Origin of the sequence: Pseudoflavitalea sp. G-6-1-2 (assembly GCF_012927185.1) — a bacterium.
Lineage (GTDB): Bacteria > Bacteroidota > Bacteroidia > Chitinophagales > Chitinophagaceae > Pseudobacter.
In genome coordinates, this window is the sequence record NZ_JABBGB010000003.1 from 269,839 (window position 1) to 287,302 (window position 17,464).

Consider the following 17,464-nt stretch of genomic DNA (forward strand, 5'->3'; position numbering starts at 1 on the left):
TGGTTGTCTCGATTATCTCCCGAAATAGAAGTGCCAACCAGTTATAACTTAGTTTTCGATTTCTTTCACTGTGATAAAGATCAGATTCTGCTCAACCCTTAGCAGTTAAATACCAGCCTTGTAGTGGTGTCTCACAAAGAGATCAGCAAGCTTCTTCACTTCGGCTGACAAAATTTTTTTCCTTTTTTTCAAATTATTTTTCTTTAAACAAGGTACGGATAATTCTGTCGTCCGTTTTATCTACAGTAATCCGGGAAATTGTTATGATGCGTGTCGTCTGGAAAAGAATGGCATGCCGCTTCATTTATAATAGTTCTTTCTTTATGTGCTTACCTCTTCTTGTTTCGGGCATCTAGCAGGCTGGTAAAAATCAGTTATTCCCAATTTTAATCCAGGTTGCTTCTACATCCTTGTCTTCTGAAAAAACTGGCTGTAAGCTTTCTCATATGATTAGTAATGACGTAAGTACCAATGAGAGTAATTACGGGATCCAATTTCCATTAATCATTTACTTGTATTGAGCGTATCATTCAGTACGGTCTCTGTGATATAATTAGTAATTGTGTGATGGGGAGGTAATGTGCCCGCTGATTTCGCCATAATATGTTCATCCGGCCATTAAACATATCCTATGGATGATTATTCAGCAGTTCTCGTTGCCTGATTCGCAATAGGGCATAGCACTGCAAAAATGTGAGATGGAAGCCAAAAGCTTAAAGTCCTTCCAGTAACACGACGACTATACTATTGGAATAAAATTCTATCAGGAATGAAAATAATCATCAAACGGGAGCATCACCTGAAAAGATCTCGCCTTTTAATACGCATAACATGAAAAAGAAACCTGAGAAGTTAACGATAACAGTAGTGCTGAGTCGCATTCCTCGTTACATTGTTGAATTTGCGCTCATATTTTCTCTAATGAATTCCGGAGTCGAAAATGGAAACGTACATCCTTCATTGCAAATCTGGATTTCTTATTCTGGTTGAATTGCAGCATCAATACTACCGGCATAAATTTCATAGGAATATGATGAATGATATTTTCGTGGAATTAGAGACAGGGAGATGACAACTTAGAGAGAACCTAAAAACTGAAGGTGGTGATAAGCTTGTCTGATAATGGCTCCGGAAATAAACAGGAGAAATTTTGATTTTCAGGGAAGTCAATTCTGCACTGCTCTCCACTTAGACAATAAAAAAAGACGAGATTTCTCAATCTCGTCTTTCTGTTGCCCGACCTGGATTCGAACCAAGACAAACTGAACCAAAATCAGTTGTACTACCATTATACTATCGGGCAATCATCGGTAACTTTCTGTAGATTTCTCTAGATCATCACCGAAAGGAGTGCAAAAGTAATGCTTCAATTAATTCCTTCCAAAACTTCTGCAAACTTTTTTAAAAAATTGATACTTAGGCTACTACCACCAGATAATAATTCTTCTTGCCCTTCTGAGCCAGAATATACTTTCCATGCAGTAACAGACTGCTGTCTACCTTCATACCTATATCTTCTACTTTCTTGCGATTTACAGTCACACCGCCGCCTTGTACAGTCTTTCGGGCTTCGCCTTTGCTAGGGAAGATGCCCGTCTCTGCGAGAAAACTCACTACATCGATGCCTTCAGAGAGTTTAGCAAGTTCATAGTCAAACCGAACCACGCCGTCCATTGCTTCGATGTCTTCCACACTCAGGCTTTCCGCAGAAGCATTCTGATTAGCGAAAAGTTTCTCCGTTGTTTCTACTGCTTTATTGTATTCCTCTTCTCCATGCACAAAAGTAGTTACCTCTTTTGCGAGCGCACGTTGCAATTCACGGGCACCGGGATTTGTCGCATGTTTAGCGAGCAGATCCTCTACCACTTCGCGGCTCAGGAACGTAAATATCTTGATCCATTTTTCAGCATCAGTATCCGACGCATTCAGCCAGAACTGATAAAACTGATATGGAGTAGTCTTCGTCGGATCCAACCAAACATTACCCCCTTCGGTCTTTCCGAATTTGCCGCCATCGGCTTTGGTGATAAGAGGGCAGGTAAATGCGAATGCTTCGCCGCCGGCTTTCCGGCGGATCAGCTCCGTTCCGGTAGTGATATTTCCCCACTGGTCTGAACCGCCCATCTGGAGTTTCACGCCTTTCTTTGTGTAGAGATGATAAAAATCAAATCCCTGCATCAGCTGGTAAGCGAACTCTGTGTAGCTGATACCTGTATCGCCTTCGATGCGTTTTTTCACGCTGTCTTTGGCCATCATATAATTCACGGTGAGGTGTTTGCCTACATCGCGGAGGAAAGTGATGAAACTGATATCTTTGAACCAATCATAATTATTGGCCATTTCGGCTGCATTGGGAAGGGCAGGGTCGAAGTTCAGGAATTTCGCCAGCTGATTATGTACGCCGGTGATATTGCGCTGCAGCTGCTCTTCGTTCAGCAGGTTGCGTTCTTCGGATTTGCCGGTGGGATCACCGATCATACCGGTGGCGCCGCCAACGAGTGCGATGGGTTTATGGCCATTCTTTTGAAGGTGCACCAGCAACAGTATGGGAACCAGGCTGCCGATATGCAGGCTGTCTGCCGTGGGATCGAACCCGATATAGGCTGTGGTCATTTCTTTTTCAAGCTGTTCTGCGGTTCCGGGCATAATATCCTGTATCATGCCTCTCCATCGTAGATCTTCTATCCAGGTCATGTTGTAAATCGTTGTCTTTTAATTTAACGTATCTAATAATACCCCAATCGGTTCACGGCAGCATTATCAATTAGGGCAAAGGTAAGAATTGTAGTAAGTTTCCCTATAGATGCAATATTTTCGCCATGGAAATCGTTTTTTTACGTTGAACCCAACCTGAAGTCCCATGCCAAGAAGGTTGTTGGCCGGCAGACCTCCGGCGCAGCCATTGTCCCTGTGTAGTGGTCATAACTTGTAAATTGCTTATTTCGAAAATTGGATCAATGAAGAGAACCCTTTTTGCAATTGCACTGGTAGGTGGTGTCCTATCATTCCAGTATTCCCATGCGCAGTTCCGAAAATATTCCAACGAGTTCCTGAACATAGGAGCGGGGGCCAGAGGTTTGTCCATGGGCGGCGCTCAGGTGGCTTCTGTAACCGATGGAACCTCGGCTTACTGGAACCCGGCAGGGCTCGTGAATGTGAAAGACAATCCGCAGCTCAACCTGATGCATGCCGAATATTTTGCAGGGATCGGCAAATACGACTACGGTACCCTGGTACTTCCATTGAAAGATAACAAGCGGGTGATCGGTATCTCCCTGCTTCGTTTTGCCGTTGACGATATCCCCAATACCATCTTTCTGGTGGAGTCCGATGGAACCATCAATTTCAGCAATATCCAAACCTTTTCTTCTGCGGATTATGCGTTCATGTTCTCCATGGCGCAGACCATCAAGATGAAGGGCGACCGCCAGATCAATATCGGTGGTAATGCAAAAGTGATTCACCGCAAAGCCGGTGATTTTGCGTCTGCATGGGGCTTTGGTTTCGATGCAGGGTTGCAGATCATCGATAAGCGCTGGCGCCTCGGTGTGATGGCCCGTGATGTAACCACCACCTTCAATGCCTGGAGTTTCAGTCTCAACGAAAAAATGCGTGAAGTGTTCTACGTAACGCAGAACGAAATTCCGGTGAAGTCTACCGAGCTCACAGCTCCCAAACTGATAGTGGGCGGCGCCTATTACTTCAATCTCAGCAAGAGCCTGAAACTGATGACCGAAGCCAATCTCGATCTCACTTTCGATGGCCGCAGAAATACCGTTATCTCAACCGATGCCGTGAGTGTTGATCCCCGTGTAGGTCTCGAACTCAGTTACAGAGATGTATTCTTTGTACGTGGTGGTATCAACAATTTCCAGCGTGCACTCGATGATAACGATGAAACCAATAAAAAGAAGATCTGGATCTACCAGCCCGGTGCCGGTGCCGGTTTCAAAATAAATACTGTGCAGATCGACTACGCTTTTACCAACCTGGCCAATCAGTCGAACCCTTTGTACACCCATGTATTTTCTCTTAAAGTGGATCTGAAGAAAAAACAGAAGAAGTAACCCTTCTGTTGCTGTCCCTATTTGAGAACCCAGAAAATAACTATATGAGGAATTTTTTTACACTGTTGTTAGTGCTGGCGGGTTTCAACCTGGCTGCTCAGACTTACAACAATGAATGGATCGATTACAACAAAACTTACCAGAAGTTCATGATCGGCCGTACAGCCATGTACCGGATACCGCAATCGGCATTGGCTGCAGCCGGACTCGACAATACACCTGTTGAGAATCTGCAGTTATGGCGTGAAGGGGTGCAGGTTCATTACTTTGCTTCTGTGAACGCAGGGATTCTTCCTGCAAACGGATACATTGAGTTTTACGGCGAAAAACTCGATGGCAAAGCAGATAAGCAATTGTATCTCGATCCTAATTCGCAGCTTACAGACAAAGCTAGTCTGATGGGAGATTCCGTTGCCTATTACCTCACATCGGGTAATACCGCAAATCCTTTCCAGACGCAGCCGGCAGTAAACAATGCAGCTTCCAGTTCGCTTACTCTGGAGCCCTTTCTGATGTACACTTTCCGTCAGTATTTCACCAATAAGTTCAATCCGGGTAAAGCTAATGTGCTGCCTGAATATGTATACCTTTCTTCTTATGATGAAGGAGAGTTCCGTTCATCATTGGACATTACACCCACGGTGCCCAGAGGTACCACTATACCCAATATGTTTCCGGCTGTCAATTCGGGGCCTGCATCCAGCAGCATTACTTTTAGTGCAGCCGGCAACGCACCGAATGAACGTACCATCAAGACATTTGTAAATAATCAATTGGTAACCGAACAGGTGATGAATTATTTCAAAGCCCAAAAGTTTACCGTTTCGTTCCCCACCAGTTATCTCAATGCAACTTCAGTTCCTGTAAGATGGGAGAACGGATCAGCAATTAGTACCGACCGTTATGTAGCTGGTTTTGTTGAGATCAATTATCCCAGAGAATTCAATTTTGCTAACCAGACAAATTTCGAATTCGTATGGCCGGCGAAGGGATCACCATCGCTGATTGAGGTGACCGGTTTCAACAACGGAGGAGTAACACCTGTACTCATCGACCTCGATCGTGGTTTAAGATATACTGCTCATGTGGTGGCAGGTAAATTCCGGTTCGAATTACCTGCTTCGGGTACGGATACGCGTTATGTAATGGCAAGTACTGCCGCTGCCAGCTTTGTACAGGTTAATACTCTCCTGAGAAGAAACTTCATAAATTACGTGTCTGGTAACCCCAACGCAAACTATATTATCATTTCCAATGCATATTTGTATGGAGGCACCAACGGAAACAATCCTATTGAAGATTACAAAGCATACCGCGAAACTTCGGCAGGCGGTGGTTTCAAAGTACTCAATGCAGAAATTGAACAGCTGGTAGATCAGTTTGCATATGGCATCAAGAAAAATCCGCTTTCGATAAGAAACTTCCTCGAATACGCACGCACTCACTTGTCTGCACCGCCTAAGTATGCGTTCCTGATCGGAAAAGGAGTGGTGTATAATGAGTATGTTCTGATGGGCGCAAACGCCAATCCGGAAAGGCTCAACCTGATCCCCACATGGGGACATCCCGGATCAGACAACCTGCTGGCAGTAGGTTTTACCGGTAAACCTATTGCACAAATGCCTATCGGAAGGCTTTCTGCCATTTATCCCAAAGAAGTAGAGGATTATCTGGAAAAGATCAAAGATTATGATGCTACCCAGAGAAACTCACCCAATACACTGGCAGGAAGAGAATGGATGAAAAATGTGGTACACGTTACCGGTTCCAGTGAACCGCATCTCGGCTCTGTTTTGTGCAACTACATGGGTACATACAGGGATATTATCAAGGATACGCTCTTTGGAGGCAAGGTAACAACCTTCTGTAAAGTATCCACCAATTCTGTTGAACAGCTTACTTCAGACAAGCTGGTAGATCTCTTTAATGAAGGGATCAGTCTCCTCACTTATTTCGGACACTCTTCTTCTTCAACACTTGAATTCAACATAGATGATCCATACTCCTATAGCAACCAGGGTAAATATCCGGTGTTCTGCGTAAATGGATGTAATGCAGGTAACTTCTTCTCCAGTTCTTCGGGAAGGTTTACAACCAATGAAACCATCACTGAAAAGTTTCTGCTCGCTAAAAACCGCGGCGCTATAGGTTTTATCGCCAGCACCCACCTGGGTATTGTGAGTTACCTGAATCTTTTCCTCGATCATTTCTACTCGGAGATTGCAAAGAAAGATTATGGCAAATCTCTGGGACAGATACTTTCAGATGGATTAGGGGATCTCGTTACAGCATCCGGCCCCGACGATTTCTATGCGCGCATGCACGCAGAACAGATCACTCTTCATGGCGATCCTGCTGTGTTCCTCAATGGAGCAGCCAAACCCGATTATGTGATGGAAGAGTCTGGTATCAAAATTAATCCTGCCTTCATTTCTGTGGCTGAAAGTTCTTTCAAGCTGAAAGTAAGGATGGTGAATATCGGCCGTGCAACCGCCGACTCCATAACTGTTGAAATAAAGCGTCAGTTCCCGGACAATAGCTTCGGAATTATTTACAAGAAGAAGATCAGAGGTATCATGTGGTCCGATTCTCTTTCGTTTGATATACCTATTGTTTCTACCAGAGACAAAGGCCGCAACAGAATCTATGTAACGCTCGATAGTGAAAATGCGATCGATGAGGAGGCCGAATCGAACAATACTGCATTCAGGGAGTTTGTGATCTTCGATGAAGAAGCAAGACCAACATCGCCCTATAATCTCAGTATCATTAATGAGCCTGTTACAAAATTCTATGCTTCCACTGCAAACCCCTTCAGTAACATGCGGGACTATGTAATGGAATTAGATACAACACTGCAATTCAATTCTTCTTTAAAAGTAACAGCTTCGACTTCTTCAAAAGGTGGTATTCTTGAATTCTCTCCATCTGTTGTTTATAAAGACAGCGCAGTGTATTACTGGAGAGTAGCCACAGTGCCGCCTCCTGGAGAAACACATTATCAGTGGAATACTGCATCGTTTACATATATGGCGGGATCGAATATCGGTTCCGGACAAGACCATTTCTTCCAGCATCAGGCAACTGAAGGAGTAAAAATCACCCTGGACAGCGACAGAAAGTGGCGCCTCACACATACTGATCATCTGATCGAGATCAATACCGGGGTATTCCCATGGGCAGGTAACACTGCGAACAATTACTCTGTATCCATCGATGGGGTTGAAAGAATGAACACCGGCTGTATAGGAAAATCTATCGTATTTCAGATTATCGATCCTAAAACTTTCCAGCCATGGTTGAATGTAGGGCCGGGCAATACCAATCTCAACATAGGCGGCAGTGCAGATGCCAATTGTGAAGGTAAACACCAATACAATATTGAATTCTCCTATGAGTCGGCCGCTACCAGAAAAAAAGCGATGGACTTCATAGATGCCATCCCCGATGGTTACTGGGTAATCGCAAGAAGCCTCGATACTGTACCTATCAAATCATTACCTGCAACCTGGAGAGCTGACACAGCATTGTATGGTTCAGGTAAATCGCTTTATCATAAATTACTGCAACACGGATTCTGGCAGATAGATACCATTAAGAATTATGTTTCGTGGACAGGTATTTTCAAAAAGAATGATCCCGCTTTTACGCCATTATGGAAAGTGAGCATCAGCACAAAAGGGCAACTTAAACTGAATACCAAACTCCCCAGTCCGGATTCAGTAGGCATTATGAGTTCTCCGCTTTTTGGTCCCGCACAACAATGGTCTAAAGTAATGTGGCGTGGAGCGCCGGACATTAATCCATCTCACGCAAAAGTGGGTGTGCAGGTGGTGGGTGTAAACCTCTCCGGAACGGAAACAACATTGTTCGATCTGAATGAGAGTGAACAGGACTTCGATATTTCTTCGGTAGATCCCAAATTATATCCTTTCATCCGTCTGAGAATGCGCAATGCCGACTCAGTAGATTTCAAACCTTATCAGCTGCGATACTGGAATGTGTTCTATTCTCCGGTACCCGAAGGTATGCTGGCACCAAACCTCGCATTCAACGGACCGAAAGACACACTCGAAATAGGAGACATCTATCAGTTTGCAATTCCTTTCAAGAATATCAGTAAAACCAAATTTGCAGACAGCATTGCTGTTAAGCTGAATGTTACCAATCGGAACAATGTTACCAAAACCATCTTTGTTCCGAAACAGAAAGATCTTCAGCCGAATGATACAGCCATGGTGCGTGTTGCTATCGATACTAAGGATTTCCCCGGAGAGAATACGGTGTATCTCGATATGAATCCTGATAATGCACAACCAGAACAATATCACTTCAACAACTTCCTCTTCAGAGATATGTTTGTGAAGCCGGATTACGTGAATCCGTTGCTGGACGTTACTTTCGATGGTGTAAGAATCATCAACCGTGATATCGTTTCTGCTAAACCGCATATTCAGATCAAACTGAAAGACGATGCCAAATTCATGTTGCTGAACGATACATCCATCGGATCAGTAACAGTGAGATATCCTGACAACAGCATCAGGGAATATCATTTCGATAACGATACACTGCGCTTTACACCAGCTACCAGCGGTGCAAACAATACGGCCACCATCGACTTTACTCCGGCATTCACCTCCACCAACAACAGTGAAGGGGATGAATACGAGCTGGCCATCAAAGCAAAAGATAAGAGTGGCAACAGAGCAGGTACCCTGGAATATCGCATCGCTTTCCGCGTGATCACAAAATCGATGATCTCTAACCTGCTCAACTATCCGAATCCATTCAGTACTTCCACTGCCTTTGTGTTTACACTCACCGGCAGCGAGATACCAACAAATATCAAAATCCAGATTCTCACCATCACCGGTAAGATCGTTCGCGAGATCACCAAAGACGAACTGGGACCCATCCATATCGGAAGAAATATCACCGAATTCAAGTGGAATGGAACAGACCAGTACGGTCAAAAGCTCGGAAACGGCGTTTACCTCTACCGAGTAGTAACCACCATGAACGGGAAGGCGATGGAGAAATACAGGTCCGAAGGCGATAATACCGATCGTTACTTCACCAATGGATACGGTAAAATGTACCTCATGAGGTAATCCGGATATAAAGTTTTACAGAAGAGCGGCTAAGCTATTGCATGAACAGAAAAAATGTAATAGTTTAGCCGCTCGTTTATTCCCTACCCGGTCATTACGTTTTTGACAATCCTCCAATCTTTTTAAGGAAAACCGGCCGGCCATAGCCTTCTCTCTCATGGCTGATCCATATATCCCCTAAATCGAAAACAAATATGACAATCTTAGGAATTTCCGCGTTTTACCACGACTCGGCCGCGGCCATTATCCAGGATGGGGAAGTGATCGCCGCCGCACAGGAAGAAAGATTTACCAGAAAGAAGCATGATCCCGCATTTCCGGTCAATGCTGCCAGATTCTGCCTTGAATATGCAGGCAGATCCATCAACGACATCGATGCAGTGGTGTTCTACGACAAACCCCTTCTGAAGTTTGAACGTTTGCTCGAAACTTATTATGCCTATGCCCCCAAAGGCGTCCGCTCGTTTATGATGAGTATGCCCGTATGGATCAAAGAGAAACTGTTTCTCAAAAAAATGATCTGGGAAGCATTGGACAGTATCGAAAAAGTGGACAGAAAGAAAGTGAAGCTGCTCTTCCCGGAGCACCATCTTTCCCATGCTGCCAGTGCATTCTATCCTTCTTCCTACAATCGTGCAGCAGTGCTCACCATCGATGGAGTAGGAGAATGGGCAACGGCCAGCATCTGTTTGGGCGAAGGCAACAAACTCACTATTCTCAAAGAACTCGATTTCCCGCATTCGCTCGGTCTGCTGTATTCGGCTTTTACGTATTTCTGCGGATTTAAAGTGAACTCCGGCGAATACAAACTGATGGGGCTTGCGCCGTACGGTAATCATGGTTCACCAGAAGTGAAGAAGTACATAGACATCATCAAGAAACATCTGGTAGATCTGAAAGAAGATGGTTCCATCTTCCTCGATCAGCAATATTTCAATTACGCTACCGGACTCCGGATGGTGTACGATGATAAATGGGAAAAGCTCTTCGGCTTTCCACGCCGCAAATCCGAATCGAATCTCGAACAGCATCACTGCGATCTCGCACTGGCCATTCAGGAAGTAACGGAAGAAGCCGTGCTGAACCTCGCGCGCGAAGCGAAAAAACTCACCGGTGCAGATTATCTCTGCATGGCAGGTGGTGTGGCGCTCAACTGCGTAGCCAATGGCAAACTCGACGATGCGAAGATCTTCAAACAGGTATTTGTGCAGCCGGCTGCCGGTGATGCAGGAGGTGCGCTGGGTGCAGCTTACGCCGCCAATTACATTTACTTTGGCAATGAACGCAAAGTGGATCCGAATAAAATGGATGCACTCAAAGGTTCTTATCTCGGTACAGAAACCAACGATCAGGATGTGCTGGTAACTGCGCGCAAATACGGCGCGAAATTCGAGCAGTTCGCATCAGAAGAAGCGATGCTGGAGAAAGTTGCTGCACTTATTGCATCGGGTAATGTAATCGGATGGCATCAGGGAAGAATGGAATTCGGTCCACGTGCATTGGGCGCAAGAAGCATCATTGCAGATGCGCGCAACCCTGAGATGCAGAAAAAGCTCAACCTCAAGATCAAGTACAGAGAGGGCTTCCGTCCGTTTGCACCGGTGGTGCCGGCAGAAGATGTGTCTGACTATTTCGAGCATGCAGATATTTCTCCTTACATGCTGATGGTAAAACCGGTGAAAGAAAAACGCCGGATACCATATCCTGCATCATTCGAAGGAAAGAACCTGCTCGATAAATTATATTTCCTCCGCAGCGATATTCCTGCCATTACGCATATCGATTACTCTGCGCGTATCCAGACGGTTCATGAAGAAACCAATCCGCGCTTCTACAAATTGCTGCAGGCATTCAAAAGACAAACGGGTTATTCCGTAATGGTGAATACCAGCTTCAATGTACGGGGCGAGCCTATTGTGAACACACCGGAAGATTCTTATCGCTGCTTCATGCGTACGGATATGGATTATCTGGTAGTAGGCAATTTCCTTTTCGATAAAACCGCTCAGCCTGAGTGGAAAGAAAAGGATGATTGGAAAAATGAATTCACGCTTGATTAACGAATTAAACTAACTGAATATGGACTTCTTAAAAGACCTCTGGAAATTTCTGAAAGCAAGAAAGAAATGGTGGCTTGCACCTCTGATTGTAATCCTGCTGCTGCTGGGCATCCTGCTGGTGCTGGGAGGCGGATCTGCTATCGCTCCATTCATTTACACTTTATTCTAACGCTATGAGTACTATAGATAACAGTAAACAAAAAAGCCTGGAGACCATGCTGGTGCTTGTTGTGGCATGCGTGGTGTTCAACTGGCTTACACACAATAAATACCTGCTGATTGCCGCGATGGTGCTGGGCGCCATCGGCATCTTCATTCCATGGCTGGCCGGTAAGATACATTGGGCATGGATGAAGCTTGCGCATGCCATGGGCTATGTAATGAGCAAAGTGGTGCTGAGCATTGTGTTCTTCGTTTTTATGATACCGATAGCTGCGCTCAGCAGACTGTTCACAAAAAACAAGTCTGTTCAGATGAAGGCGGGCGCAACTTCCTATTTCAAGGAAAGGAATTTTACGTACGACAAGGAGAGTCTGGAAAATGTGTGGTAATCGTTTCATCCATCAACTATTCCCATGATTAAGAAACTGGTGCAGCGGCTCTTTGTAGTAATCATCATCGTACTGGCGGTGAAAGTACTCGGAGCTGTACTGCTTAAAATGAATCCCAACTCAGTACTCTATACCAGTAGTCTGATAACCGTGATCACCACACTCACCATTGCATGGTATGTGGTGGCACTGATACTGGATATCATTTTCATCAAAAGCAAAAAGCCACGCTCTGCAGGCTGGATCGGATTGGGCGTACTTGCTGTGATCGTAACTATCGGAGAATTGTTCTCTGCTTCGTGGATCAAACATCCGGAGAAGATCCCGAATGGTTTTCAGACCGGATTCAAATGGCTGTATGCACATAATTACGGACAGGTGATTCAGATTGTGCCTGAGTGCAGCCGCTACGACAGCGCCTTCTACTACAATCTCATTCCCAACAATACCTGCACATTTGAGAATGTGGAGTTCTCCAACAAGTTCACTGCAAACAGCAGAGGATTCAGGGATGATGATTCTTCGCTGGTGAAACCGGAGATCATTTGCCTGGGAGATTCGTATATGATGGGATGGGGAGTAGATCAGGATCAGTCTGTACCGGCGGTACTCGAAAAGCTCAGTGGCAAACGAACACTGAATGCTGCGATGAGCAGTTTCGGCACCCCGCGCGAACTGATGCGATACAGAACATTGGATACATCTGCCGTGAAGTACCTGGTGATTCAGTATTGCTCCAACGACAATGAAGAGAATACCGCTTATCTCGGCAACAACCATCACCTCAAAATTTCTTCGGAAGCCTCTTACGATTCGCTTCGTTTCAAAAACGAGTGGAACAAGAAATATTTTCCGGGCAAATACTTTGTGCTGGCTTCGAGATACGGACTGAAAGAAAAAATAAAATCGATGCTCGGCAAACCGCCTTCCAATATTGGTCTTCCGGTGGAATATCCGAAGGATGCGAAAATGTTCCTCGATATTCTGAAAGACTTCCCGCTTGATTTTTCCAAAACAAAAGTGCTGGTATACGAAGGCATCGATGTAAGCCATCGCAACAACGATTTCAAAAATGCCGTAGAGAAACTATTGCAGGAGGCAGGTTACAAAAACCATTTCGGCAACAGCGTGAAAGTGGTGGATGTTGCCAGCCTTCTTCAGCCTGAGGATTTCTACATACTCGACGGGCATTTCAGAGCGAATGCACATCAGAAAGTGGCGCAGGCGCTGGCGAAGGAGTTACAATAAATATGACTATCTTCAGCCATATTTTATTTTTTGATGCGCAGATCGCAAGGCGAAGAAAATCCTATCAAATCCTGGTTCAGCATTGACGGATTTACGGCAATGAAATGGTACTGGCAATGGGCCTGCTTTGCAGCCATTGCACTGGTGCTGTATATTCCCATACTCGGCAATGGATTTGTGAATGATGATCATCTGGTAATCTGGAAGGTTTGCGTGGAGAACGAACTGAATGTGGATGGATTCTTTCGTCCGCTTTCAGATATCACCATCTGGATCACTTATCAGTTTGCGAAACTAACTCCCTGGCCGTACTATACTTTTTCTATTCTCTTGCATGCATTAACTGCTGTATTGCTGTTGCAGTACTGCAAAAAAATGCTGCTGGATAAAATGCAGCTGCCAAATGCTTCATTGGTAGTGTTGCTTGCTGCGGTATTTTTTCTGATCTATCCTTACCACAATGAAGCGATCGTGTGGATACTGGCGCGTTGTTCTCTGATGGCCGGCACACTCGCCATTGCCTCCCTGCTGATATTGGTGAGCAGCTGGAGCGAGACCCGCAAAATGATCGGCATTTCCCTTTGTTATTTTGTTGGCCTGGCGTCTTATGAAAGCATCATGATACTGCCGGCGATGTTGCTGGCCCAGCTGCTGATCTCACGGGCGCCGTTTTCGCTGGTGGTTCGCTATGCGGTGGTACTGCTGGTTACTTTCGCATTGCATTGCTGGCTGAGGATAACGGTATCCGGTGTTTTCATTGGAGGATATGGCAAAGGATTTTTTGAAAACGACCTGATGAGCAGGTTCACCGGCATGCTCAAAACTGCCGGAAGAATTATTCTGCCACCGTCGGACAACAGTCAGATGCTGGTAGTGAACTTTGCAGTAGTGGCAGTATTGGCCATCATTGCAGCTGTGCTGGTTTGGAGAAAAACAAAAAAACAGGTTGTACTGTCCCGGTTCTTTCTTATTCAGCTTGCCTGCTTTGCGTTTGCGATGCTGATGCCGTTATGGCTTGGAGTGAGCACGCGCACATCGGAGAGTGATCGTTTCTTCTATCTTCCTGCGTTCTTCTTTTGTACGATACTGGCTTTTATGGTGGTGTATCTTTTCAACAGTGAAAAGGTGAGGGCATTGGTGGTGCTGGTACTGCTGGCAAGCGGAGTATATCTGCTGGAGCAGAACAATATGAACTGGAAGCGGGCGTCGGACAGTGTGAAATCGCTGATGGCGCAGGTACGTAACTCCAAGGAGAAACTGTGGGTGGTGAATCTTCCTGCAGAGATCGATGGGGCCTATGTTTTCAGGATCGGCTTCAGTGATGCGCTTCGGTTATACGGCGTCGATAGCAGCAGGGTGAAAGTGGTGAGCGGTCTTACGCGCGATCAGGAATTGTTGCTTCCCGAAGTGATAGTACCGAAAACAGCAGAAAGCATCAGCTGGATCGCTCCGGCAACCCTGGTGCTGGAGAATGGCATGCCGGGAGGCGCTGCCATTGCGCATACAGGCAAAGCACTCAAAGCGCTTACAGATTCGATAATGCAGCAGGAGCGCAATTTCAATTTTGCAGATGCTGCCTACAGCAATCAGATACAGCAATTTCTTCTTCGTAATCCTGTTCCGGCGGAAGAGCTGCGCATAGCAGTACCTGAGCCCGGAAGCAGGCTCCTCTTCTGGAACAGAAAATCCTGGATCAGGTTATCTTACTGAGCCCTTTGCAGGGAGAGGTAGCGCGTGATGTATTTCCCTACCATATCAAACTCAATGTTCACGGCAGTGCCGGGAGTTACCTGGCTGATATTGGTATGCTCCAGTGTGTAGGGGATGATGGCTACAGAAAACTCATCGCCGGTTACGTCGAAAACAGTAAGGCTGATGCCATTGATGCTGGCAGATCCTTTTTCGATGATGAGCGATGCGAAGTTTTGCGGAAAGCGGAAACGGAATTCGCGGCTTCCTTCCATATCCTTAACAGCAACGCAGGTGGCAGTGGCGTCTACATGGCCTTGTACAATATGTCCGTCTAGACGGCCATTCATGGGCATGCATCTTTCGAGGTTCACGCGGTGGCCGGGTTGCCACTGGTGCAGGTTGGATTTCTGCAGGGTTTCGGCGATAGCAGTGATTTTGTACCGCTGACCGTTTATTTCCTCTACTGTGAGGCATACGCCGTCGTGTGAAATACTCTGATCTATCTTAAATTCGTGGGTGATGGGGGAGGTGATCCAGTAACTTTTATTGGTGCCGGATACCAGTACTTCCTCCACTTGTCCGAGTGATTCGATAATTCCGGTAAACATGGATCAAATGTCGGGATTTCGAACTAATTTGAAAAGACTGTGTCTGAAATCAAAAAATCCATTATCTTTGCTGCCCTTAAAAGCATTAAAGGAGGTATCAAACTATGCTGATCATCGACTCAAAAGATTGCGAAAACATCGACAAGGCACTCAAAAAGTATAAAAAGAAATTTGAGAAGGCGAAAACTCTGTTACAACTGAGAGAGCGTCAATCGTATACGAAGCCATCGATCAAACATCGCACGAAGGTGTTGAAAGCAATCTACAAGCAACAGATTGCGAGCGGAGCCATCGAAGCTTAATCGTTCACGCTGAACTGAATATATTAAGATAGCTGCAAAGTTCCTTAACTTTGTGGCTATCTTTTTTTGTTTCAACTATGGCCGATTCAGCGGAAAATAAGCCGGTAAGTCATCCTGCCATCGGGCAGTTTCTCACCTATCTGGAAAAGGAGAAGCGTAAAAGCGGGCATACCGTAGAAGCCTATCGCAACGATCTCAACGATTTCTTCAATTATCTTCAGGAGAAATCTTACACAAAACTAAATAAGGAGCGCTTTGAAGTTACCCGTGAGGGCATGCACTTCAGCGGGGTGAGCCTGCAGTCTATCCAGTCGGACAATGTAAGGTCCTGGCTGGCACGCCTGAAAGGGGAGGAGAAGTATTCGGCGCGAACCATCAACCGTAAAATATCCAGCCTCAAATCTTTCTTCAAATATTTCCTGCGTATGGGAGAGATCACCAAATGGCCCATGGACAAGGTGGTTTTTCAGAAACTGCCGAAGCGGTTGCCTGTTTATCTGGAGGAGGACAGTACAAAGTTGCTGTTCGAAAACCTCCATTTCAGTCAGAAAGATCAATCCGGGGTGGGGAAAAAGGAAGGAAAAGAGCCAACGCCTGCCGAGCTCTGGAGGGCGGCCACGGAAAGGCTGATCCTCTTCATTTTATACCAGACGGGTATCCGGAGGGCTGAGCTGATTGGGTTGGAAGCAGCAAAGATCGATAGCGATAGAAATACCGTGAAAGTAAGGGGGAAGGGCGATAAGGAAAGGATCATTCCGGTGCACAAGGCGCTGGTGGATGCCATGCTTGAATATCATGAGGCCAAGAGCAGGGTTTTTGATGCAGCCGTCAGAGAAAAAGTAAGTTATGCGGGCAATAAAAACCTGCTGATCAGGGAAGACGGAACGGAGCTTACGCCGTCGATAGTGTATACTGCAGTAAAGAAGAATCTGAAAGAGGTAACTACCCTCGAAAAGAAGAGTCCGCACGTGCTCCGGCATACCTTCGCCACGCATCTTACCTATAATGGTGCGGAGCTGAATGCGGTGAAAGAATTACTGGGTCATGCGAGCCTTGCAGCTACCCAGATTTATACCCATAATACTATAGAAAAGTTAAAAGAAATACATGCCAGAGCGCATCCTAAGGCGTAGGCTGAAACCCGCTCCAATACTCAGATTTTTAGCTAATTAAAATTTGGAAAAACATTGATGATGTATTAACTTCATAGTGAACAAATACCCGAGCCTATGTAACCACTATTTACCCCAAAGTTCTTTATATATTGTTCACAGTTAAAATGCGATTGTTATGAACGTTAACATTCAGACCGTGCGGTTTAACGCAGATGAAAAGCTTGTAGAGTATGTTGATAAGAAACTGCAGAAAATAAGTACTTTTCACGACCGCATAATCAAAGTAGATGTGTTTTTAAAACTGGATAATGTAGTACATGCCATTAAAGACAAAATCGCAGAGATAAGAGTCCAGGTGCCCCATCATCAATTTTTTGTAAAAGCAACCTCGAAATCATTTGAAGAGTCCTTTGACAGTGCGCTTGACTCTCTTGTTAATCAGATAAAACGTAAAAAAGAAAAGTTAGCAGCCTGATAAGTAAAGAAATTTGAAAGGCCGTCTCTCCGGAGACGGCCTTTTTTCGTTTATGGGTGTTTGGTGCGGGTGAAGGGGAAAGGTGGAAGGAGCTGAATGGATTTTTTTGACCGGGAAGTGATTGATGGGGAGTTGAAATGTAACCGATATTGGGTTGTTGATGGGCGGGGTTGAGGCAAAACCGGAGGAAGAAACGGGCAGGCATAGCCGCAAGAAAGGAGAGGTTGGAGAG

12 protein-coding genes and 1 tRNA gene are annotated in these 17,464 nt (G+C 45.4%); 10 read left to right on the forward strand and 3 right to left on the reverse strand.

The window, feature by feature from the left end:
• Positions 1 to 1,232 precede the first annotated feature (1,232 nt).
• Positions 1,233 to 1,303 (reverse strand) — tRNA-Gln (locus HHL16_RS18360).
• Between the two features lie 113 nt (positions 1,304 to 1,416).
• Complete coding sequence (gene tyrS, locus HHL16_RS18365; RefSeq protein WP_169426811.1) at positions 1,417 to 2,694, reverse strand: tyrosine--tRNA ligase; 1,278 nt, start codon at positions 2,692 to 2,694, stop codon at positions 1,417 to 1,419.
• Between the two features lie 263 nt (positions 2,695 to 2,957).
• Between tyrS and HHL16_RS18370 the strand changes: the two genes are divergently transcribed.
• The 7 genes from HHL16_RS18370 (at position 2,958) to HHL16_RS18400 (ending at position 14,750) form a co-directional block, all read left to right on the forward strand.
• Entirely contained in the window at positions 2,958 to 4,067 is a 1,110-nt protein-coding gene (locus HHL16_RS18370) for a PorV/PorQ family protein (protein ID WP_169426812.1), read from the forward strand.
• Positions 4,068 to 4,111: 44 nt separating this feature from the next.
• Complete coding sequence (locus HHL16_RS18375; RefSeq protein WP_169426813.1) at positions 4,112 to 9,181, forward strand: C25 family cysteine peptidase; 5,070 nt, start codon at positions 4,112 to 4,114, stop codon at positions 9,179 to 9,181.
• A 194-nt stretch (positions 9,182 to 9,375) separates the two neighbouring features.
• A complete protein-coding gene (locus tag HHL16_RS18380; protein WP_169426814.1) occupies positions 9,376 to 11,241 on the forward strand; it encodes a carbamoyltransferase in 1,866 nt (621 codons plus the stop codon).
• Between the two features lie 19 nt (positions 11,242 to 11,260).
• On the forward strand, positions 11,261 to 11,410 hold the full coding sequence (locus HHL16_RS18385; RefSeq protein WP_169426815.1) for a DUF5989 family protein: 150 nt from the start codon (positions 11,261 to 11,263) through the stop codon (positions 11,408 to 11,410).
• 4 nt (positions 11,411 to 11,414) lie between these two features.
• Positions 11,415 to 11,792: an SxtJ family membrane protein gene (locus HHL16_RS18390; protein WP_169426816.1), complete on the forward strand. Its 378-nt coding sequence runs from the start codon at positions 11,415 to 11,417 to the stop codon at positions 11,790 to 11,792.
• Positions 11,793 to 11,816: 24 nt separating this feature from the next.
• Entirely contained in the window at positions 11,817 to 13,040 is a 1,224-nt protein-coding gene (locus HHL16_RS18395) for a hypothetical protein (protein ID WP_169426817.1), read from the forward strand.
• 33 nt (positions 13,041 to 13,073) lie between these two features.
• Positions 13,074 to 14,750, forward strand: coding sequence for a hypothetical protein (locus tag HHL16_RS18400; protein ID WP_169426818.1), 1,677 nt, complete (start codon positions 13,074 to 13,076; stop codon positions 14,748 to 14,750).
• Here the strand turns inward: HHL16_RS18400 and HHL16_RS18405 are convergent.
• Positions 14,744 to 15,340 (reverse strand): riboflavin synthase, encoded by a 597-nt coding sequence (locus tag HHL16_RS18405; protein WP_169426819.1) that lies wholly within the window; start codon positions 15,338 to 15,340, stop codon positions 14,744 to 14,746. The genes HHL16_RS18400 and HHL16_RS18405 overlap by 7 nt on opposite strands.
• A gap of 104 nt (positions 15,341 to 15,444) precedes the next feature.
• Here HHL16_RS18405 and rpsU point away from each other — a divergent pair, with 104 nt between their 5' ends.
• The 3 genes from rpsU (at position 15,445) to HHL16_RS18420 (ending at position 17,232) form a co-directional block, all read left to right on the forward strand.
• A complete protein-coding gene (rpsU, locus tag HHL16_RS18410) occupies positions 15,445 to 15,642 on the forward strand; it encodes a 30S ribosomal protein S21 (RefSeq protein ID WP_169426820.1) in 198 nt (65 codons plus the stop codon).
• Between the two features lie 77 nt (positions 15,643 to 15,719).
• The gene (locus HHL16_RS18415; RefSeq protein WP_169426821.1) at positions 15,720 to 16,775 is read left to right on the forward strand and encodes a tyrosine-type recombinase/integrase; all 1,056 of its coding nucleotides are present in this window, start codon (positions 15,720 to 15,722) and stop codon (positions 16,773 to 16,775) included.
• 157 nt (positions 16,776 to 16,932) lie between these two features.
• Positions 16,933 to 17,232 (forward strand): HPF/RaiA family ribosome-associated protein, encoded by a 300-nt coding sequence (locus HHL16_RS18420; RefSeq protein WP_169426822.1) that lies wholly within the window; start codon positions 16,933 to 16,935, stop codon positions 17,230 to 17,232.
• Positions 17,233 to 17,464: the final 232 nt, after the last annotated feature.

Coding starts and splice junctions, on each gene's coding strand:
- HHL16_RS18385 (WP_169426815.1), top strand. CDS start 11,261: ATGGACTTCTTAAAAGACCTCTGGAAATTTCTGAAAGCAAGAAAGAAA.
- tyrS (WP_169426811.1), bottom strand. CDS start 2,694: ATGACCTGGATAGAAGATCTACGATGGAGAGGCATGATACAGGATATT.
- rpsU (WP_169426820.1), top strand. CDS start 15,445: ATGCTGATCATCGACTCAAAAGATTGCGAAAACATCGACAAGGCACTC.
- HHL16_RS18380 (WP_169426814.1), top strand. CDS start 9,376: ATGACAATCTTAGGAATTTCCGCGTTTTACCACGACTCGGCCGCGGCC.
- HHL16_RS18370 (WP_169426812.1), top strand. CDS start 2,958: ATGAAGAGAACCCTTTTTGCAATTGCACTGGTAGGTGGTGTCCTATCA.
- HHL16_RS18400 (WP_169426818.1), top strand. CDS start 13,074: ATGCGCAGATCGCAAGGCGAAGAAAATCCTATCAAATCCTGGTTCAGC.
- HHL16_RS18395 (WP_169426817.1), top strand. CDS start 11,817: ATGATTAAGAAACTGGTGCAGCGGCTCTTTGTAGTAATCATCATCGTA.
- HHL16_RS18390 (WP_169426816.1), top strand. CDS start 11,415: ATGAGTACTATAGATAACAGTAAACAAAAAAGCCTGGAGACCATGCTG.
- HHL16_RS18415 (WP_169426821.1), top strand. CDS start 15,720: ATGGCCGATTCAGCGGAAAATAAGCCGGTAAGTCATCCTGCCATCGGG.
- HHL16_RS18405 (WP_169426819.1), bottom strand. CDS start 15,340: ATGTTTACCGGAATTATCGAATCACTCGGACAAGTGGAGGAAGTACTG.
- HHL16_RS18420 (WP_169426822.1), top strand. CDS start 16,933: ATGAACGTTAACATTCAGACCGTGCGGTTTAACGCAGATGAAAAGCTT.
- HHL16_RS18375 (WP_169426813.1), top strand. CDS start 4,112: ATGAGGAATTTTTTTACACTGTTGTTAGTGCTGGCGGGTTTCAACCTG.